The organism is Clostridium porci (genome assembly GCF_009696375.1).
GTDB lineage: Bacteria > Bacillota > Clostridia > Lachnospirales > Lachnospiraceae > Enterocloster > Enterocloster porci.
In genome coordinates, this window is the sequence record NZ_VUMD01000010.1 from 124,097 (window position 1) to 146,785 (window position 22,689).

Annotated in this window: 12 protein-coding genes; 3 read left to right on the forward strand and 9 right to left on the reverse strand. The window is 44.7% G+C overall.

Annotation, left to right across the window (positions count from 1 at the left end):
* Positions 1-81 precede the first annotated feature (81 nt).
* Positions 82-435, forward strand: coding sequence for a helix-turn-helix domain-containing protein (locus tag FYJ39_RS12655; RefSeq protein ID WP_154472824.1), 354 nt, complete (start codon positions 82-84; stop codon positions 433-435).
* Between the two features lie 242 nt (positions 436-677).
* On the forward strand, positions 678-1,523 hold the full coding sequence (locus FYJ39_RS12660; RefSeq protein WP_195840431.1) for a hypothetical protein: 846 nt from the start codon (positions 678-680) through the stop codon (positions 1,521-1,523).
* 177 nt (positions 1,524-1,700) lie between these two features.
* Here FYJ39_RS12660 and FYJ39_RS12665 read toward each other — a convergent pair whose 3' ends face one another.
* The 3 genes from FYJ39_RS12665 to FYJ39_RS12675 form a co-directional block, all read right to left on the reverse strand.
* Positions 1,701-4,511, reverse strand: a complete 2,811-nt coding sequence (locus FYJ39_RS12665; protein ID WP_154472826.1) for an exo-alpha-sialidase — start codon at positions 4,509-4,511, stop codon at positions 1,701-1,703.
* Between the two features lie 456 nt (positions 4,512-4,967).
* On the reverse strand, positions 4,968-5,786 hold the full coding sequence (locus FYJ39_RS12670) for an MBL fold metallo-hydrolase (RefSeq protein WP_154472827.1): 819 nt from the start codon (positions 5,784-5,786) through the stop codon (positions 4,968-4,970).
* Between the two features lie 22 nt (positions 5,787-5,808).
* Positions 5,809-7,206, reverse strand: a complete 1,398-nt coding sequence (locus FYJ39_RS12675; RefSeq protein WP_207708701.1) for a PTS transporter subunit EIIC — start codon at positions 7,204-7,206, stop codon at positions 5,809-5,811.
* Between the two features lie 254 nt (positions 7,207-7,460).
* On the opposite strand from FYJ39_RS12675, the gene FYJ39_RS12680 reads away from it, so the two are divergent.
* Positions 7,461-8,228 carry a MurR/RpiR family transcriptional regulator gene (locus tag FYJ39_RS12680; protein ID WP_195840432.1) on the forward strand — a complete coding sequence of 256 codons (768 nt, stop codon included), beginning with the start codon at positions 7,461-7,463 and terminating at the stop codon, positions 8,226-8,228.
* A 70-nt stretch (positions 8,229-8,298) separates the two neighbouring features.
* Here FYJ39_RS12680 and FYJ39_RS12685 read toward each other — a convergent pair whose 3' ends face one another.
* The 6 genes from FYJ39_RS12685 to FYJ39_RS12710 form a co-directional block, all read right to left on the reverse strand.
* Positions 8,299-9,309 (reverse strand): GGGtGRT protein, encoded by a 1,011-nt coding sequence (locus tag FYJ39_RS12685; RefSeq protein WP_154472830.1) that lies wholly within the window; start codon positions 9,307-9,309, stop codon positions 8,299-8,301.
* Positions 9,310-9,335: 26 nt separating this feature from the next.
* Positions 9,336-10,028, reverse strand: a complete 693-nt coding sequence (locus FYJ39_RS12690) for an iron-sulfur cluster assembly scaffold protein (RefSeq protein ID WP_154472832.1) — start codon at positions 10,026-10,028, stop codon at positions 9,336-9,338.
* Positions 10,029-10,229: 201 nt separating this feature from the next.
* Positions 10,230-11,591 (reverse strand): MATE family efflux transporter, encoded by a 1,362-nt coding sequence (locus tag FYJ39_RS12695; RefSeq protein WP_154472833.1) that lies wholly within the window; start codon positions 11,589-11,591, stop codon positions 10,230-10,232.
* A 502-nt stretch (positions 11,592-12,093) separates the two neighbouring features.
* Positions 12,094-18,603, reverse strand: coding sequence for a sugar-binding domain-containing protein (locus tag FYJ39_RS12700; protein WP_154472834.1), 6,510 nt, complete (start codon positions 18,601-18,603; stop codon positions 12,094-12,096).
* A 398-nt stretch (positions 18,604-19,001) separates the two neighbouring features.
* On the reverse strand, positions 19,002-19,817 hold the full coding sequence (locus FYJ39_RS12705; protein WP_154472835.1) for a Fic family protein: 816 nt from the start codon (positions 19,815-19,817) through the stop codon (positions 19,002-19,004).
* Between the two features lie 8 nt (positions 19,818-19,825).
* Positions 19,826-22,689, reverse strand: a 2,864-nt coding sequence (locus tag FYJ39_RS12710) for a class B sortase (protein WP_154472837.1), incomplete at its 5' end; no start/stop codon positions are given.

Consider the following 22,689-nt stretch of genomic DNA (forward strand, 5'->3'; position numbering starts at 1 on the left):
ATTTTTTACCCTTCTATTGCTTTTCAAAGTTTAATGTGCTATTCTTATCTTATTATGCTACCAAGGGGGGTGTAATGCATTTTGCTCCAACGATTAAAATATATACGCAAAACACTACATTTTAATCAGTCTGATTTTGCCAAATACCTGGGTATAACACAAACGGCCTATTCCATGATAGAAAACGGAAATCGCCCATTGTCTGAAAAATATATTAAAATTATATGCCTGACCTTTAATGTTTCCGAGGAATGGCTCATAAACGGACGGGGCGAAATGTTTCTCTCATCTCCTCATGAAGAAGAATTTATAAGGATATTCAGTCACCTTATCCCGGAAACGCAAGAATATCTTCTGTTAATGGCAAAGGAACTTTTGACTACCCAAAACAAGCTTCTCTGTTATACTGTTGCCGAAAAAAAGTCTTCTGATTAATCACATTTCCAGACTTTATATAATTCTGCTTCGAACAATATTTGCCGGCCGTAAAGCATATGTTGTGGAAAGTAAAAACGCATGAACCAGCAAAGGGCCATGCGTTTTTTATCTTTCCATATTTATTTAAATCCTGTTTTCCAATAAACATCACAAAGAGAACTAATAAATAAAAATGCAGAAATGAACCTTTTCTTATTTTTTGTATATTATATAATGAGAAAGAAAAGAGGATCGGATATATGAATCGTGCAGTTTGTAATAATCAGATAGACTATTCTCAGGTTAGCGGAGACAAAGTTTTACCCTTCGTATTTACTCTGAATTTAAATCAATCTGTGTTATATCCAGAAGAAGGACAAAAACAGAAATTCTGTTATGACGTCCAAGGCGTAGGGCAGGATACATCCAATTATGCGGATTTAAGTCATTTTCTTCTTGGAATTTGCAGCAGCATTACTCAGAACGATATAGCAGGTATTTCCGTTATCATCAATGGAGAAGCACAGACCGCCGTATGGGGTGAAAATGTAGAAATAAAGACTTCCGATAAGCCGGATAATCCCTCAGGCTGCGTCGGATTAAAATTTGATTTTCCACTCAATAAAACAGACGGTGAGATGAGCCTATGTATTACTATGGCAGAACCATTTGCCGTAGGACCGGTGAATGTCTGTTTATTTGGCGGTAATACAACAGCAACCGGACTTATGATTTGTGGACCTGCATGCGGCGGTACAGAATCCTGCGAGTCCGTATTTTATCAAAAGGAAACCGTCTGCGTACCTGTTATGGTGACACCCTTTGCAAAGCCAGGAACAGTAAAAGCAACCTGTTGCGGCCAGCCCCAGATCACTCAGGATGGCAAATGCACAGGCGGCAAAGCCTCCTGTACATTTATTGTCACACAGACCTTGTGCATTGAAATCCCAATTTCATTCGGCGCAGTGATAGAATCCGGCACTGCCGTCATTCAGTGTAAAGAGGCTAACCAGGAACCATGTAATTGTTCTGACACCGTTTCTGCAAACAGCGTGTTGAATGAATCTGCCAGCCGAGAGGAACGACGGTTATTTTACCGAAGGTAAAGGAAGCTGCATGGTTAGGTATGGAACGAATATATAATCACCACCTAGAAAGAAGAAGCTATTATGATAAATTGGTAGCATTCGTATACCACAAAGCAAGGGACAGGCAAAGCCTCCGCTCTGCCTGTCCCTCGCTTTGTTCAGACGATCCTCATACAACTTCCAAAAGTCCTGTTTTTATGAATGAACCCATCGCCCTTCTTCATCTACTGAAAATCCATCTGGCGTCACCGTATTCTTTAATAAGATGCCTTTTGTTCCATCGGAATCTGTATTAAAATAATACCACACACCGTCAATCAGCTTCCAGCCTGTCACCATTTGTCCCCTGGTACCGTCAGACTCTGGCGCCAGATAGAACGTTTGACCGTCTATATTGATCCAGCCATCTGCCATTTTGCCTTCCTGATCAAAATAGTACCACTGATAAGCGCCATCCCACTCTGTGCAAATCCATCTGGATACCGCCAGCTGTCCATCTTCCATGATAAAACTCCAGGTTTCACCCTCCTGGTTCCAGTTGCCTTTGGACGCATAGGATGGTGCATGCTCTTTCTGTGGCGGAGTCCTGACTGCATCATCATCGGAGTTCTGATCATGATATTTTTCGTCTCCATCTTCGTTTCCGCCATCCGGTATTTTCTCAAACACTGCCGAAACCTTTACATCTTCTTGCAATACGATTTCATAAACTGTTCCAACCGCTTCTTTCCTCTCTCCGTTAACCAGCCAGTATGATAAGCGGTAACACTCTGACGGCTCTGCAGTGATCTCTGCCTTTGTATTTTCTTCTCCTTCCTCTACAGCACAGGCAATCATTCCTCCCTCTGTCTGTTCCAGAGTGATCTGGTAACGTTTTGGAATCACTTCAAACGGATATGTCTGAAAATCCATGGTATAGTATTTATCTGCCCCTGCTCCCCAGCCTGACTGATGATCCTCATACAGCAGAGCAATCCTTCCATCTTCCAGTTCTGTCAGACAAGAATACATAAATTCTGCATTGTTCTGATTCACCTGGATATGCTTATCCTTCATCCATTCCATGGTATTATCATCATTGACCAGACCTACGAAAATCTTTCCATTCAATCGCTTACCACCTTTCGATGCCAAACCGCCCGTACTGCTGTTAGATCCCTGTCCATCTGGTCCTGTTGGGCAGGATACTAATAATACCTGTCTGCCTTTTTCCTTTCGGGAATACCTGACAGCAGAGATCTGACAGTTGGAATTCGTAAGCAGACCGGTCTGGACCGGTTTTTCCCACCCATCTTCTCCATAATCAACATAGCAAAGATGAGAGGTTCCGTTTCGGAAAAAGAATCTCAAGGTCCCATCCTCCAGTTCTACCACTGCACTCTCTGAACTCCACTGATCCGGAGTTCCTGTTTCTACACGATTCCAGCTCTCCCCATCATCTTCCGAGTAGATAAAATCCATTCTCTGTGTTGCTTCACTGCCCTTATAGGAGTAGGCAGCAAATACGATCGTTCCGTCTTCTGTCACAATGCCGCGGCCAGGTGCTGCCAGATATGCCAGTTCTTTATCGGTTTTAACATTTAAAAGCTGTGGTGCTGACCAGTTTTCTCCTCCATCATCGGAAGTTGTCAGATAAAAGTAACTAGTTCTCATGACCTGATAAGGAGAATCATAGAAGAACAGATTGCTGTCTGCTCCATTTCCTGTAATATTAAAATATTCATCTACCACATAGCCCGGTACTGCATTTCCATCTTTTGCATAAATGGTATCCCCATCCAGATAAAACTGATAGCTGTCATCTGATCCATCTGCATTACGCTCCTTTAACCGCAGTTTTCCATCTTCATTAAAACCGGTCACAGCCTTTGGTGCAATATCTTTATTCCCATTCAGCGCCACACCGTATGGATACAGATCGCACAACATATAGATTTTGTCTCCGTCCGTGGCAAGTGCCGGATCAATAAAGGTAGTAGATCTGGTTCCATTGTAAGAATTTCCGTTATCTCCAAGATAGTTCGCAAACGTATAATTCCACGAAGTCCCGCCATCTGTTGACCATGATACGATGGTATCCAATCCGCCGCCGTCATAAGTCGTATTCCATCTGGCATCTGCTGCCGCCACGATCCTACCATCTGCCAGCGTAATCATGGCTGGAATACGGAAGCTGGTGCTGCCCCCGATCCCCTTTGGAAATGGATGACCAGACGTGACACCGTCTTTCGGACGTGAAGCCATGTGACTTGCCTTTGTGCTGGTACCCAGATAGCTTACTGTATAGACAGAAAAATTTTCAACCTGTACTTCTATAGTTTGTGCCTCCTCATTTACCATACAATCCAGCTTTTGTGCCTCCTCCAGTCTCTCATCCATATGAAACACTTCCAGCTGTGTCTCCCCTTCTTTCACCGCTCTCATATCTACCTTTGCAAACGAAACTGTCACTTCACCGGCATTGGTATCCGCCTGCAGTTCCTGTCCCTTTTTATTCCTGATGGTAATATCGAAGGCAAGCAATTCCTGAATATTTCTAGTATCGCCTTCCTTTTTTAATTCCTCCCGCACAGCAGTTTGGAGCTTTTCTTTTTCCTGTCTTCCTGTCACCTGGCTGACCTGAAGCACTGCTCCTTTTGGGAATACTCCTTCTGGAGCAGAGACTGTGATCCGTATATCACCTGCCATTTTGCTTTTTTCAAATGCGGGATATTCTTCCTTCTGCACCGCATCACTTCCTGTTGCCACAGTTTCCAATTTTGGTGATTCCTGCTCCCGCGTTGCATTACTGCCGGTAGCAATCCTTTCAAATTTGGGTAAAGAGAGAACAGATGGAACATCCATCCGATTCTTTGCAATCCCTGTGCCTCTCCCGCTGACGTTTACTGCTTGATAAGTCTCCGGTCCATCAACGATCATTGCAGCTGCCGCTTCTGACATATTGCCCGCAAGGATTACCGACATACTCACTGCAAACAACTGCTTCCACTTGTTCTTCCTTCTCATTTGCACGTTCCTCCTATTTTTCTCCAGGCTGCTGGAGACAACCTGTGCAAAACTTGCAATCTCATTTTACATGCAAAAAATATTTCTGTCAATATTATTATACTGGAAGATTTTTTTATTTTAGTTTTCGTTATAATATACAAACAGCACAATCCTATCTCCATTTTTCTTCTGGCAGCCCAGAGTGCTTTGCCTGTCCGTACACGAATGATTTTACAATGAACTAATAGTACCATCAGAGTTACCAGAAGAATTGATGTTTGTCATCATAATTTTAATAACTTTAAATAGCGTAAAATCAAGTACGTAAGTTACCGGTAACAAACTTACGTACTTGATTTTACGCTATCTCTTAAGCAGCATTACTCTCCACAACGATTCAATTCGTCATTTATTCTGCCTGCCAGCCTTGTTTTACTTTGTCAATCACAGTGTCAAACGTGTTATATGCCCCTCCTATACTGCCTTTTCCAAAGAATATTTAATATTACCCTCTTTGCCGTCTGCTCTGCTTCCATCTTCGGATAATTTATGGGCAGAGAATAATTTATATCCGTGCTCCATAACAGGAACATGGTCGTCCTTTCCAGACAGAATCAAATCACAGCATTCTATTACATGATCCAATAGTTCCTTTGGCGACCAGAAGGTTCCATGATTGCGGTAAATCCTGTCGTACTCTCCCTCTAAGGTCTTTAATTTCCCCAAACTGTTCTTGTATTCAGAAACGGTAGAAGAAAATTCATCAAACAGCAATACCCCAACCCCACATGCATCACCAAAGATAATCGTGCGTTCCTCCAAAATCAACGGGCACATTATCCCAGGTGTATGTCCCGGAACCTCAATCATGCGAATAGTAATCCCGCCTAAGTCAAAGCATTGTCCATCGTGTATGGGCAAAAATCCAGTTGGTTCCGCATATGGCATTATCTCCTCCTCCTGAAATTTCCTTATTGCCTTATTTTGCTTTTTTAATGCTTCTCTCCACTGCGGTTGACTATGCTTTTTGTAAACCGGAAGTTCCTTCACATTCATGTAAACGGTATCAAACTGAATCGCTCCCCCATTGTGGTCATAATGTCCATGGGTCAATATAGCAAACACCGGCTTCTCCGTAAGTTCTCTTACACATTCCAATAAATTACCGTATCCCAGGCAGGTATCTATTAGACATGCCCGCTCTTTTCCAATCACCAGGTAGCAGCATACCTGTGCAATATCCGTGATTCTGATTAAGTGATCTGATAATCGCTCTGTTTTAAAGATGTTCATTTTCGGCATCCCTCACTTTCTGCTAATCCTCCTTCACCTTAAAGAACATCATTGTAATAAATCCCAACACCAATCCACCGGCTACTGCGATTACTAGAGCTATATAGTTTTTGGCATCTCCTCCTACAAATGCCGGTGGAAGATAAATTCCATTGGAGGTATTTAATATATAGGCGGTCAAATGCAGTGTTCCTGCAATCAGTCCATTCATTGCGCCTGCAATCATCGTAGCAATCAACGGTGTTCTATATGGTATCATTAGTCCATAAATAATCGGTTCTCCCACTCCTCCCAATAACCATGTGGTAAAGTAGCTGATGGTCATTGCCTTGTTATCCTTTTTCTTAAACTTCACTGCACAAGCAAGCGTTACCCCTGCAAAAGCCCAGCTTACTGCTAATATTGCAGGCTCTAAGAAGGAATCACAGCCTAACTGTGGGAAGGTAACGAATAGATAAGTAAATAATACAGGATGCATTCCAGTTGCTACCAGTAATGGAAATGTTGCTGCTACAACTGCTACTGCTAATGGTGCTGCAACGGAATTTAGGGAGATAATTGCATTGCAGATATAGGTTCCAAGTACAGATCCCAAGGGAGCTAAAACACATAATTCCAATGGAAGCATGACTAGCAGTGTTCCTAAAGGCACCAGAAATACTTTCAAAACATTTGGTGTGAATGTTCGAAAAAGCTTCTCCACGTAGGACATAATCCAGATGGTCAAAATAATCGGAAGCACTGTGCTGTTATAATCCTGCAGCTTACATGGAATACCATAGACAGAAAAGCTTGTTCCCGCTGCTGCCAGCTCGATAAATCCCGGATATACAAGTACTGCTCCTAAAAGCATCCCCATTGCCTGACTGCATTGCAGCTTTTTGGCTGCCGAGCTTCCTACGAAGATTGGCAGAAAATAAAAGCCTACAGAGCCCGCAAGGTTAAATAACGTGTAGATATCTGTAGTATCTGATACGATCCCCAATAGACTTGGCCCAATGACTGCTGCAACCATCTTACACAATGAGGATACAAGCAGAATCGGTATGATTGGCGTCAGGCTTCCTGACAGATAATCCAGCACGGCATTCATTTTTCCTTTGCAGCCACGCTCTTTCTTTGTATCTGTCTCTGCCTCCCTGACTTTGTTTTCAGCATTTACAGCCGATATCTTGGGGATGATACTGTTGTAATAATCAGCTACTTGTGTTCCAATTACAATCTGAAACTGGTTTCCTTTGACAACCACTCCTGCGACACCCTTTAGCTTCTTTATTGCCTCTTCCTTCGGAATACTCTGATCTCTCAGTTCAAAACGCAATCTCGTCTGACAGTGTGTCAGATTTACAATGTTTTCATCCCCTCCAACTGCTTCTAAAATCTGGTCCGTGAGCTTGTCCATTTCGTCTTTTTTTGTCATCGTCTTCTTTCTCCTTATCATTATTTTGTTTTGTATTACTGCATGTCCCGATTTCTAATAAAGTTATATCATTTTTGAATCATTTATTCAATATTTAGTTGAATTATTTATTCATAAAATTGCATCTTTTTATTTTCACAAAATTAAAAATGCCCTATCTTTTAAGCATTCCATTGAATGATTTCAAAAAGCATGCTATGATATTGAATAGTATGTTGAATGAATCATTCAGTTTGGAAAGGATGATAGAATCTATGAATATATTAGAAGAAATCAAAGCACACAAAGACGATCTGACCCCAAAAGAGCTTAAAATCTTTCATATTGTAATGAATAACCCCATTGACATCAGCAGCAGTACTACCTCACAGATTGCCGCCCGCTATCATGTATCTCAAAGCAGTATCAGCCGTTTCTGCCAAAAAGTTGGTTACAGCAGCTTCAGTGATTTTCGCATGGCGCTGTATCTCTCTAGTTCTACCAATAAGTTTGATGAACTAAAACTTCCTGAATTTCAGGATTTCACCTACTATATGTGTGAACAGGTGAAAGCTGTGAAAGCTGCCCTTACCGATACGCTTCTCCACTCCCTGGCAGAGCGAATTCTCAACTCCGATTCCATCTATGTCTCCGGAGCCACCTACAGCAGTATTCCTGCCCAATTATTAACACAACAGCTAGTACTTGCTTCCGTTCCTGCTCATTTTGTTCCAAACGGAAACGAGATTGAATTACTCCACATTACCAGAAATACCGATACCTTCATTTTGTTTTCTGCCGGCAACCCAACTCATGCCGATTTTTTGAATTCCACAAAGGAAATCTCATTGGAAAAGAAACCCTATACGATTTTGATTACATTTTCCAACAAGCATCCATTGCGTAAGTTAGTAGACGCTGTCATCTGCCTTCCCAACTGGGTTTCCCTCCATTATCCTGTGTCCGTGGACAATTCCTTTACCACAAATACCTTTTGTAATATCTTTTTTAACTACCTGATGAATTTTATCAGTGAGCATTAACAGTAAAGAAAAAAGAGGGCTTGTCAAGACACTCTGCGTCTTAGACAAACCCTTGATTTTATTATATTCTTTAGAACTTACCTTCCTTGGCTGCTTCCTCAATGGAAACGGCCACTGCCACAGTCATACCAACCATAGGATTATTACCGGCTCCGATCAGTCCCATCATCTCTACGTGAGCAGGTACGGAAGAAGAACCAGCGAACTGAGCATCGGAGTGCATACGTCCCATGGTATCGGTCATACCGTAGGAAGCAGGGCCAGCCGCCATGTTATCCGGATGCAGCGTACGTCCTGTGCCGCCGCCGGAAGCTACGGAGAAGTACTTCTTTCCCTTCTCTATACATTCCTTCTTGTAGGTGCCTGCTACCGGATGCTGGAATCTTGTGGGGTTGGTGGAATTGCCTGTGATGGAAACGTCAACGCCCTCCTTCCACATGATAGCAACTCCCTCTGTTACATCGTTGGCGCCATAGCAATTCACCTTCGCTCTTAAGCCTTCGGAGTAAGACTTTCTCCACAGTTCCTTTACTTCGCCTGTATAATAATCCATCTCAGTCTCTACATATGTAAATCCGTTGATTCTGGAAATGATCTGTGCCGCATCCTTTCCTAAACCGTTCAGAATAACCCGAAGTGGTTTCTGACGAACCTTATTTGCCTTCTCTGCAATACCGATAGCGCCCTCAGCAGCCGCAAAGGACTCATGGCCTGCCAGGAAGCAGAAGCAGTCGGTATCCTCTTCCAGAAGCATTTTACCTAAGTTGCCGTGTCCCAAACCAACCTTGCGCTGATCGGCTACAGAACCAGGGATACAGAATGCCTGAAGTCCCTCGCCAATTGCTGCGGCAGCATCTGCAGCCTTTCTACAGTCCTTCTTAATAGCGATTGCAGCGCCAACTACATATGCCCAGCAGGCGTTCTCAAAGCAGATTGGCTGAATTTTCTTAACCTGATCATATACTTCCAGACCTGCATCTTTGGTAATCTTTTCGGCTTCTTCAATAGAAGCAATGCCATAGCTGTTTAATACAGAATTGATTTTGTCAATTCTTCTCTCATATGATTCAAATAATGCCATCTTCTTATCCTCCTAATTGGTCTTCATCATTCTTTACGTGGGTCGATAATCTTAACAGCGTCAGCAACACGGCCATACTGGCCCTGTGCTTTCTCCCATGCTGTGTTAGGATCATCGCCTTTTTTGATGAAATCAGTCATCTTGCCAAGACTTACGAACTGATAGCCAATGATCTGATCGTCTGCATCCAGCGCAATACCGGTTACATAACCCTCAGCCATTTCCAAATAGCGGGGACCTTTCTTTAACGTTCCGTACATAGTGCCTACCTGTGAGCGGAGGCCCTTTCCTAAATCCTCCAGTCCGGCACCTACAGGAAGTCCCTCCTCAGAGAATGCGCTCTGAGTTCTTCCATATACAATCTGCAGGAACAGCTCTCTCATAGCGGTATTGATAGCGTCACATACCAGGTCTGTATTTAAAGCTTCCAGTACTGTGCGTCCCGGAAGAATCTCTGCCGCCATAGCTGCGGAGTGTGTCATGCCTGAACATCCGATGGTTTCAACCAGAGCCTCCTGGATAATGCCCTCCTTAACATTCAGCGTCAGCTTACAGGCGCCCTGCTGAGGAGCACACCAACCCACACCGTGGGTCAGACCTGAAATATCTTTTACTTCTTTTGATTTTACCCATTTTGCTTCTTCAGGAATTGGAGCAGCGCCATGATGAACGCCCTGTGCAACTGTGCACATTTCTTCTACTTCATGTGAATAAATCATGTGTTAAAACTCCTTTCAAACATAAATTAATCAAGTACAGTGTCCATTGTTAATTTTATCACATCATACTTGGTTTTATTTTCTCACAAAATACGACATTTGGCAAGCTGTTTCTTGCCTCGTACCGCGACAAACCCATAGATGAACAAACGGTACCCCCTGCCCAAATCTCCGGAAAGAAAAAGAGATGTCCGCGCATATTTAATTCATCCGCCATCTTTTCATCATATTAAGATAAACCAGGAAGAAAAGGATTCCCTTTGTAACACTGGATATAGTCAGAGCCCACCAAATCCCGTCAAGTCCCAGGGATGTACTGCCCAGAATCATAGCCAAAGGAATTCTGGCCGATGTGAGTAAAATTGTAATAATAGACGCTTCCATGGTCTTTCCCATTCCAGACATAGCCCCTACTGTCATCAGTTCCACGCACATAAACATTTCTGAAAAGCCAATGATTCTCAGATAGCTGGCTCCCGCAGGTATCACTTCCACCTCATGAATGAACAGGCTGATAATAGGCACTGCTCCAGCAATCAGCAAAATTGTAGTAAACAAGCCCCAAATAGACATTATTCCTGCTGCAGTCATATATCCTTTTTTCACTCGCTTCAAATTACCTGCCCCATAGTTCTGCCCTACAAACGCATTAATTGCCATCCCAAAGCCATCGGCGGTCATCCATGATAGAGACTCAACCTGGCCTCCCACTCTTTGAACTGCTACCGCAGTGTCTCCCCAGGCAGTGACAAACCGGGTAAGAACCATGGAAATACCGCAGTAAAGCATACTTTGTGCAGCAGCAGGCAATCCAATCCACACCATGGTTTTAAGGTTAGAAAGCGGAGTGGGAGACCATATGCGCATTTGAGCCCACAGCACAGGGTCCCTCTTCATAGACGCAGCTAAAACCAGTGTAACAATCAACTGGGCCGTCACTGTTGCAGCAGCAGCTCCTGCCACTCCCATACCAGGCAGCGGTCCCAGACCAAATATCAAAAGGGGGTCCAAAATCATATTGGCTCCCATACCTATGCAATTTGCAATAAAGGGCGTTCGGCTATCTCCTGAAGCCGTATATAATCCTGTCAGAGTCTGTCCTATATATGAAAATATAGTAAGCCCGCAAGCAATCCTCAGATAACGCTCTGCATTTTTTACTATAACAGGAGAATTGAGATGAAAAAATCCAATCAGAGGCCTGGCAAACAAAACCGCAATCAGTCCATAGAATACCGCCAGGCCTGCAGCAAGCTGAAGCGCTCCCTTTCCATACTGTATTGCTTCACCTGTATTCCCTTCCCCATAGGCGTGAGCCGTCTTTACCTGTCCCCCCATTCTGGCCAGAGCCGCTACGCCTGAGCTTAACCATGTATACATGGCGGCTGCTCCTACAGCAGCCACCGCATCGCTTCCTACCAGGCCTATCCAGGCCATATCTGTCAGATTGTAGGCAGTCTGAACCAGAGATGTTGCCATAATAGGAAGAGCAAGTTCTGTAAGAGACAGAAGTATATTTCCATTCAATAAATCAATATTCTTTTTCACCACATTCACCCGCATCTTCTATTTTCCAGTATGACGCATATAACAGAAAAATAATACTATCATGTTCAATATGGAAAGTCAATACACCTCTTGTGTCATTTTAGCGTCCTCCTCCAGATTTTATGCTGTGTTTTGAACCATTTGGAATCACAGCTCTGATCTTTATAGACGTCGCTGATAAACCCGTCGCCCTCTTCATCCCCCATCTCACCAAAAAGGCAGCGCTTCAACATCCTGTCCGATTTCTAATTGGAGGGCTTGTTAAAAGCTCCTGTTTGTCTCCCCTAGAAGTACCAGCTGTCGTGTGTCAGTGATGGTTGACTTACCCGCCACTGTCTTTCCTGTCAATTCTATCAAACTCAATCACTTATTTCTCGTAATTATGCCAGTGAATCAGAAGCATTCTGGTAAGTTTCTCTATCTTCCTTGCCAGCTCAGTTAAAATATGCGGCAGATGATTTTTAAACCACCTACCGCATGCACCATGCCAAATGCTATTTAATATTTATCTGATACTTTATTCCACCCATGCTCCATCTTTTCCCACAAAATAACCGTCCGGGGTCTTTGCATTTACAAGCAGCCTTCCTCTTGTTCCATCCGACACCTCGCTGAAGTAATACCATTTTCCATCAATTCGCTGCCAGCCGGTCATCATCATTCCATATTTTTCATTGGATACCGGGTTCAGATAAAAGGTAAGTCCGTTCAGGGTAATCCATCCCTCTGCCATAATTCCGTTCTCATCAAAATAGAACCATTCATAGGAATCTCCGTTCAGGGTATAGATCCAGCGTGATACTGCCGGCTCACCTGATTCATCGGTAAAGCTCCATCTTCCATTGGTGTTTTTCCAGCTGCCCCTTGTTACATAAGCGCCGCCGTCTAAAGGCTTTGGTTTGTCTGAGGATTCTGAATCGTAAGACCCATCTGAATGATCTGATTGATCCGGCATTTTTATATCTTCCGGCTTTTTCTTCAGCTTTCCGTATGCCTTTTCCAGCTTCTCTACAGCCCTGTGTACTTCTTTCTGTGCCGCATCCTCCTTTTCCAGTACAGCCATAGCTTCATCCAGAGCATCCTTCAGAATTTCCCATGTCTTTTCTGTATAATCCTCTTCATCCATGGCCTCCAGCTTTCTCTGAATTTCTTTGATTTTCTTTTCCAGACGCTTCTTATCAGCCGGCTGCTCAGCTTCGCCTTTCTCATACTTTGCCTTAATGGTCAGGTCAGAGGCTACTTCATCAAACGCTTTGCTCCATCCCACAAAGAGGAAACCCTTTCTCTGAGGAGCCTCCGGCGCTTTTGCCGCTTCTGCATAAGGAACTCTTTGGCGGCTTAAAACAGAACCGTCCCAGTCCTCAAAGACTACATCAAAGCATCTGGTATAGAAAACTGCATAAATCCCATCAACAGCTCCGTCAAAGGTCAGATATCTGCCGTCTGCTGCGCAGCTGACTTCCGTAATCATATATTCGTCACCGTCAAATTCATAGCTGTAGACCCCATAATCCGCCATATTCCTGTCCTTTTCAGGCAGCTCAAGCACTAACTGGGCAACGGGGAACACGTTGTTATCCATCAACCGTATACTTACAGGAGCTCCACTTCCACTTGTGATCTTATGAGTAGTAGTCCGTACCCAAAAGCCAATCGTTGTAGATTTTTTAAGTTCTTCATCCTCCTGGATTCCCATTTCTTCCTTCAATGCCTTTAAGGGAGAAGGAATTTCTTTGTTTAAGACATCAAACGAATACTGTGCTGCCGTCCGATTTGCTTCCGGCGGCGTCCCTTTGTGGGCGCTGGACGGCGTTGCCATTGCCTTCCCCGCATTGGAGCTGGTGGCTGCCGGAGTCGTATAGCTTTTGATGATATCCTCTCTGGAGGGAGCATCCTTGCTGTATTTAATGTGCATCACAGCCTCCACTTTTCCTCCGTTTTCAGTAGCAAAAGCATCTGTGTCATCCATGGCTGCCTGCAAAATTGCGTCCATATTATCTTCATCCGCATAGGCAAACCAGCCAGAAGGATCTGCTGTGCTGTATACCTCTTCTGCCACATGCTCCCTTCCCTCTTCACAATACACAGCCACCAGGCGAACACTGCTGTCCGGAACCGTGAACCTCACTTTTTCCTGTGTTACCTGCTCGTTTGTAAGCACAGCTTCCGGCACGCATCTCCAGTGATCAAATACCTCTCCCTCCTTCGCGTCAGCCTGTACAGTAACCTCTATACCGCCTTCAACCTGTGCCTGAGATCCACCAGCCTGTTCCTCTTCCCCAATCCTTGTGATTGTTGCGTTTACTACTGTCACATCCTGTAATTCCTCACCAATGATCCTGAATTCCTTCTTAATCACACCAGAATACTTCACAATTCCCTTTACAATAACTGAAGCTATGCCCGGTTTATCATTGTTTTCATAGGTGAGCGTATAATCAACGCCATATTTTAACTTAGCTCCGTCAAGGCTTACGCTGACCATAGGCTTGACCGGCGTTTTTGACTGAGCCATCATGTAGATGCTATCATCCAGCGTTGTCTCTGCCCTATTAGTAATGTCAACCGTTTCCCTTTCCTTTCTCACACGGATTTCCGCTGCGGCAATAAATTTATCCTTCTGATCTCCATAGGTCTTTACTCCGGTCAGGCGGATATATTTTGCCATAGCCGGCTGCTCAAACTCCGCCAGCTTCCAGCTGCCGTTATCATTCCAGCTGCCTTCTGATACGGTTTTCCACTCATTCTTGTCCGTACTCACTTCTACCCGGTACTCATTGACACGTCCATTCTTTGCGTCCTGTCTTGGCAGGCAGCGGAGAGCCTCCAGCTTCGTCTCCTCCTCCAGCTCCAAAATGATCCAACGGCTGTCTCTGGAATCATAATTCTTCCAGTTATTGTGCCAGAAGGTAGACTTCTTTCCGTCCAGAACATGCTCCTTCTGTCCCGGATCTCCTACCGTCTCCTCGCTGCTTACAGAATTCACCTTCATTTTCGAAGCAGGATAATCCATAGAAGCATCATCCGGCCCAAGTTCAGCATCAGCCCCTAGGCGAATGACAAATTCGCTTCGTCTGGAGTGATCCTCTGCCTCGGTAAGAATGACTACCTTATCTTCATATGCAGGCAGAACGGTGACGGCCGCATTATCTTTTCCTGAGACTATCATCTCCTCCACTACTGTCATAGGCGTATTGTAGAAATCACCTGCAAGGGAGCCTTCCGATACCTCGCTTCCATTGAGCATAAGAGCAGACAGTCCCACCTGGCTGCTGGCTGCAAATCTTCCTTCTGCACGGTACAGCTCTACCTCTGTGATGCCGGTAGCAGCCTTTTTCCCTTTAGGCACCTGAGCTGTTTTGGAATTGTGTATTTCCAGCTTTATATAAGTTGCCTTCACCGGCGCAAACTCATAGGTATAACAGGTAACAAACGGTGAAGACGCCTGATCTGCTATGGTTTCTTTCACCTCCAGAGGAATCCAGGCATCCATATCATTGGAAATGTACCATTTGGCAGCGCCTGCATCCGGCTTTTTCAAATCCACATTGTTTTCCGCAAAATAGATTTTAGCCTGCCCCAGCGTTTCCTGTGTATCATATGTAAATACCAGCTCTGCCGGCGGCTCATTGCTCTTATCTCTTGTATACTTCCAGTTACTCCATCTGGAAAGATTTCTTCCGGCAGAATCCTGTTTTTCCTCGCTCTTTATAGAGCCGTTGTTCACTGCACTTAAGGTATCTGAAGTCAGATTATCCGGAATGTTCTGAGACACCTTAGCCTTGGTTCCTACATTGTCCGTAATCTCCATTTCTTCTTCCTGAACACGAACAGAAGCAGTTACCTCCATCCATTCTCCAAACACGGCTGCTGTTCCATTTACAGTTACAATACCCACCTGTTGAAAATCAGCCTCATCTGTCTCTTCCCAATTCACCGGAAGGGCAATGTTTAAAATGTCTCCGTTTTCTCCCACGATCTGACGTGATTCAGGAAGAATCGGCTTTTCTCCCACATGAACCGTTGTGGAATAGTTCAGGATCGCTGCAACCTGATTGATCATATGAATGTTGACAGATACCGGCGTTCCGTTCATATTGCCTGCAATTACGAAGCTACCTTCCTTTTCAAACTTCTCCGGCTCCACCTGTTCCCACTTAACCGGATACTCCTGTGATGTTCCGTCTGCACGGTAGGCCAGCAGTGTCTCAGGAATGCTCGGGGCATATCCTACTTTTACATAATAATTTTTAGAAATCTCATAGCTTACGATGCCGTTTTCCGATGCCGTCTCAGAGCCGGATGCCGCTTCTGTGGATACTGTAACACCGGCGCTTTTCAATCCATCCGCAGATGCAGTTACTGTAAACACGCCTGCTTCCTTTGTGGAGCGCACAATGGCCTGCACTTTACCATTAAAGGCCCTGCGGTTATGTTTCTGATAGGAATCATGATCCGTTGTCCAGCCATTGTCCACTCCTATCAGTTCTCCGTCTCCTTCTACTGTAAATGTAACACGGTTCTGTGCATCCGGCACCAGGTTGCCATTTTCATCTGTCACATCTACGGAAATATAGCAAAGATCCTCTCCGTCTGCCAGAATGGCAGTACGGTCTGCATGGGCTTCCAGCCTGGCTGCTTTTCCGGCTGTGGTCACACTGTTTCGTCCCGCTCCGGTAATCGGCGTTCCGTTTTCATCCTTTGCAACCGCAGTAAGCGTGCCATCTGCGTATGGAACCATCCAGGTACGGTACAAATTCTGGTGGTTATTGGCATTCTTATCACCATCCAGATACATCTTATAGGTATAGCTTCCATCGCTTCCGTCATCCTTTTTACTGTTTAAAACAGTAAATCGTTTTTCACCAAGGGATTGTCGTTCTTCCGATCCTGAGGGAGTAAAGAACAGCTCTACGCTGGCCGCATCTGAATAAACGACTACCTTTACTTCATTGCTTCTATTCTTGGCCACTACATTTTCATTCCAGGCGGGAAGGATATGAACGGTATTTTCTTCCTCATTCCACATACTCCGGTACAAATAATAGCTATCCTTGGGAAAGCCAGCTGTATCCACAATTCCAAAGTAGGAATTCTTTGGAGAAGGCCATGTTCCTACGGCGCCAGATGATATACCATTCCAGTTGGTGGGCTCGCCAATATAGTCAAAACCTGTCCACACAAACTCACCGGCCACATAATCCTTTCGTATCGTATCAAGCCACGCCTGACTGGCAAAATGTCCCCAATTTACCTTAGACTCATCATAGGCGGTCAGCTGACGATCATACAGGGAAGGCTTATAAACGCCTCGGCTGTTGACAGATGACGCTGTCTCAGAACCGTAAATCGGCCAATTCGGATAACGGCTGTGATATCTATCCAGCTGTTCCAAAGTAGTGTAATTAAAGCCTATGACACCGCCGGCAGCTGCAATGTCTTCTGCAATCTGCTGGGACTGGGGGAGATTTTGCTTTAGCTTGTTATCTCCAAATGTGACCGGACGTGTGGTATCCTCATCTGTAGCCCAGCCGATCAGCTTCTTTGCCTGAGCTGGGTATCCACCTACTCCTATCCTGATTCCTTCCATTACTTCATTACCAAGAGACCAGGAAATCACGCTGGGAGCGTTATAGTCACGGCGGATAACGGATCTGAGATCAAATTCTGCCCAGGTCATGGAATCCCTATCCTTCCCCAAAATCTGATTATCCGGTTCTACCGCAGTGCCGTACCATTTTGCATAGTCCTGGTTATTGCCGTTTTTGGAGCCATGCCAGCCGTCAAATATCTCTTCGATCACCAGCATACCCTTTTCATTGCAGATTTCAATCAGTGATTCTGATGCCGGGTTGTGTGTCACACGGATGGCATTGCACCCCATGTCCTGAAGAATCTCAACCTGCCGCTCAATGGCTCTGCGATAAGCCGCAGCTCCTAGCGCTCCCTGATCGTGGTGCATACACACACCTTTAAGTTTTACCGGATTTCCATTTAAGAAAAATCCTTCTTTATTATTAAATTCAAAATAACGGAAACCAAATTCTGATTCAGTCACATCGTTTGCAGCACTCCCAAAATCAATGGTGGTTTCTACCACATAAAGCTCCGGATCACCCAGATTCCATAGTTCAGGGGAAGCCACTGTCATCTCAGCCGTTACAGTCTGCGTCTCTCCGGCTGCCAGTTTCACAGCCCCTGCCCTTCCGCTTCCCACTGGAGTTTTGCTCTCATCACTCTTTTTATAGATTGAGTAGGATACTTCTACATCCTGTTCCTCAGAAGATCCATTCTGGACTTCCGTTTCCACACAAACCGAAACATCACCGGACTGCTCCAGCTCCAACTTAGGAGCGGTAATCCTTGTCCCATGTAAAGCTTGGTGTACCACAGGAGTCATCGTCAGCTTAACATCCCGGTAAATACCGCTGCCGGAATACCAGCGGCTGGAAGGCGTCTGATGATTAACCTTCACTGCAATCACATTTTCCCCTCCCAGCTTCAGGTAGGGTGTCAGGTCAAAGGAAAAGGGAGAATATCCATAGGGATGGGTTCCCAGCTTTGTTCCATTGATATATACGGTGGCATTCATATAAACGCCGTCAAAATCTACCCGCACCTGTTTATCAGAAGCACTTTCAGGTACTGTAAAATGCTTCCTGTACCATCCCACACCTCCTGGAAGATAGCCGCTCTCTGCCTCCATATTAGAGGAATACCCCTGTTCAATGCTGTAATCATGAGGCAGTTGTATGGACTCCCATCCAGAATCATCAAAGCTAAACTCCTGCCCATTCCCGGCATCTCCTAGAAAAAACTTCCAGTTCCCATTAAAATCCTGAGACCGCTCAGTTCCATCATAACTGCTTACATAGACAAGCGTTTTTTCTGAGACCATCTGTGTGTCGCCTTCTCCGTCGGAGACATCACGTCCTCCCGGCATTCCCGGCACATTCATGGGAAGGGATGTAGTTGCCATTGCCAGACTCAGCAGAGCTGGCAGCATTCGTTTGCTGCTTTTCTTCATGTGAACCCCCTGTTCCTTTTTGTGAATTTTTTATTATTTCTAATAAATTATATCATTTTTCTTCCATAATTAGAATATAAATTTCTATATTTGATTATAAAATTTTATTTATTTTTACATTTATTCTTTTATTTCTTTATTTTTTTGTTATATTTTTGTATAATTTCGACATATTTCTATCTTGTCAATAAAGAATGCCCGATTTATTAATCGTATGTAGGATTATTTATTTCTAATAAAATAGTCACTTAGACGCTGCATGATTCTTACACCATAAAAATCATAAGAGGGCATACCTCAAGTCATTTTATGACTTTGGGAACACCCTCACGGCCAATCATATATTAAATTAAGCACTGCCTGAGCAGGATCTGGACGGTGCGCATATTACCAACTGGTTAGCTGCTCTGTACTGCCGGGAACGGGCTCCTCTGCAATCCCTCCTTTACTCCCTGCTCTAATGCCAAAAGGGCTTCCTTTTCCAAATCCTCTATAAGGCAGGCAAGAGGCACGATCTCCCTTTCCCAGCGGTAGCGATCAATTATTTCCATATATTCCTGCTGTCTGCCTTTAGGAATTGATATCGGGACAAGCTCATGCTCCATTAAAAGATAATTCATCATCAAAGCTCCTACCCTTTCATTTCCCTCCAGAAAAGGATGTATCCTCATTAATTCAGCCCAGGCCCAGGCCGCAAGATCGATGGGGTGAAAGGATTCAGGCAGCCTGCAGACCATGACCCGTTCCTTTAGCCGCTCAGTAAAATCTCTCATTAGGCCTTTCACATCATTATGTGCTGGAAACTCCATTTTCGTATCCGGCACCCAAATAGGAATATTCCGGTAAATACCTCCATGATAAATTCGCTCTGTCACAATCCCATGAAGATTTCGAATGATTCTCTCATCCAGCTCCTGACCTCTTTTTATATATGTTCTGACATGTTGAAATGCTTTAAAATAATTTCTTATCTCCTGTATCTCCCGTTTCCTCTCTCTTAATTCCTCTCCATTTATTTCCCTCCCTTTAAGGACGCTTCTGGTTTCTTCTAATGTCAGCGTATTCCCCTCCAATGCCGTAGCCTCATGAATAAACCGGATGGCAAGCTCCTTCTTATACCGGTTACAATATTCTGCGATGGATTTACTGCTGCTATCTGATAGCTTCTTGACTCTCTTTGATAGCCGATCAATCTCAGGGTATTCATTTTCCATAATTCATTTTACCTCTCATTCGTATTGTCAGGCACTGCCACCTGCACCACCAGCCTCCGACTGCTCCCAAGACAGGTGGAACATGTAATGATTCGTTCTCCACCAGTAAAGGAATAATTAATTGGATACAGAGAAGCCTCCTTCATAGCCTCCAGATAAGTTAGCCATTCCGTATCTGAAAAATCCTTACAGTAAGGGCTGGCGTCTGTTTCAGAACGAAGCTGGCAGGAAAAAACAGGACATTCCATCCATCTTCCATTGCAAAAGATTCTTACAAAAGGGTGCTTTAGGTAAAATTCTTCTTCCCTGTATTTCTTCAAACTTCCGAACATACTTCCATCTTTCATGTTATGGCCGTATACAATGGTATTGTCTGTCGCCAGAGGCTGTACCGAAGCATCCACAAAAAGGCTGCCGCCTATGTGCTCCTCCTTATAAAAATTATGGTTCAGATAGTATTGATTATCACCATATTGAACCACCGGATAGTCGATTCCGGTTCCTGGGATGGAAAGCCACATCCTGTAGTCTGGATTAACGGTCTTAAGCCAGGATTCATTGATAACCGGTACAGCCTTTTCTCCTGACGTTCCTTCTTCGTTCCCTTTTGACTGTGCTGCGCTTTCCGACTTTTGATCTTCCTTACTATACGCAGCTTTCTCTATTTCTTCGTAGGTTCTTTTCCCCCTTTCATATACATTTCTTGTTTTTATGAATGATAGAGCACAGCAAATCCCTCCGGCCAGAAACAAAAGGGCTGCTGGCTTCAGCAAAGGACGAGGCCAGCGCCTTCTGTAATAAATGCCTGTACCTGCCACTGCCAAAAGCAGCAATATAATTCCAACAGCTCTCCGCCCCTTCCGTTCACCGTTTGCCTTTTCTCCCCCCTGGAATCCGCCTATCCCTTCTTTTTTTAACATTTCCCGATTTACCATACCAGCGTACGTAGCAACGCAGTCTCTTACCAACTTCTTTCCAAACACGGTCAGATTTCTGTACATTTTCCCCTCTGCCTCATAAGCATCTCCGTCCCACCTGAATCCCTCTATATGATAACTATCTGCCTTCAGCCCTGCCAGAGCCAGCAGTTCCTCCTCATGCTCAGTGGAATATACCTCCCCCTCCAAGAGCTTTCCTCCCATCAAATAGGTGTCAGAGCCATAACCAGTGATCTGAATCTCCATCTGAAAACCGTTTATCCATCGCTCATTCGTAAATGTGTAGTCTGCAAGAGGGAGCACGACCTCCCGCTCAGCACCTGTAGCATCATCCTTTGCCGTAATCCACGCCCTCTGGGGAAGCACTTCCGAAGCTTCCATGTCCTTATATGTAATTTTCCCGGAAGCATAGAAAACTTCTTCCTGCTCTGCAATTCCTTCCGACGTCTCATCTACGTTTTTTTCCATTGCCAGAGTCTTCGTGGGAACCAGCAAACCCGTTAACAGGCAGATAGCCAATATCAGCCACATACCTTTTCTTTTTGTTCCTTTTCTGTGCTTTTTACCCCCTTCTCTTTTGCCGCCTGAACCGGGATTTGTATTTATCTTTTTCTTTCCCTTAAATCCTAATCTGATGCAGATGATACAACCAATCAGGCATAGAATTCCTGCCGCTGCTGTCTGGATTAAAGAACTATCATCTCCTGTTCTGACACTGCTGTCCTTTCCGCCTCCAAACCGGTAGGTTCCTCTGCCAAACCGGTTCTTAACTCTGTAGACAGCAGTAATCTTCCCCATGGTTTTCACTGGCAGCATTTCTTTAAAATTATAGATTCTGGTATTACCGCTTACCTGTCCGTCTTCGCTCACCGTAACTTCCCAGGCAGTTTCTGTAAGCCGGTATCCCTGAGGTGCTTCCACCTCACTAATGTGGTAGATTCCGGGAGAAGGCACTTCAAATATAAGACCGCCATCCTGACCTGTGACTGCCTCGCCTATTATTTTTTCAGAATCCCCCCTGGTCCTAATGCTTAAACGTGCGCCGGGCAGAAATTCCCCTGTGACAGCGTCAACTTTTTTCACAGGAACTTCCAATTTTTTATTTTCAACTTCATATATCCCCCTTATCACAGCTTCCCCGTCAATGATAAAGCTGTAAAACTGCGAATTAATTGCATATCCCTGGGGAGCTTTTGTCTCACGGAAGGTATAGGTTCCATTTGGAGGTTTCCGTATACGGAATTGCCCCCGGCCATCGCTGACAGATTTTCCTATGATAGCGCCGGTCTGATCATAGAAGGTAAATTCCGCCCCAGGAAGAGCCCTTCCAGCTCCATCCGTCTTTTTAAATGAAATATACTCTGTCTGGGGTGCAGGTTTGCCTCCCCCTCCTCCAGAAAGCCGGTTCTCATATCTGAATACCTGGGCCTTGCTGTTATCCTCTGTTACCCTAATCTCCTTTTCTTCTCCTTTCCTGTATCCTCCTGGAGCCTCCAGCTCCCGGATTAGGTACGTCCCTTCCTTTAAGCCATAAAATACCTGGCCCCTTCCTTCCTCGGACGTCCATTCCCGGATAACCTCCCCGGTTTCCTTACGGATCAGCTGCAGCCTGGCACCGCCCAGAAGGCTTCCTGATGGCCTTGTTTTCTGTATTTCCACAATGGAAGTGTAGTTTCGCATCGTCAGCTTAGGAATCTCCGTCATTCCATCCGTGATAGTAAACAGGATCGGCTCTGCCAGTACCTTAAACCCGTCAGGCGCTTTGCTCTCAACCAGCCTGTATTCACCTGCCTTTAAATCCTTTGTGTAATGGCTCTGCCGGCCTGTCACCCACTCATCTACTGTTTCCCATGTATCTGTACCTGTCCTGCGCTCCATCCGCAGTTCTGCCCCTTCCAACCACTGATCCGTATCTCCTAAGAACTTATCTGTCT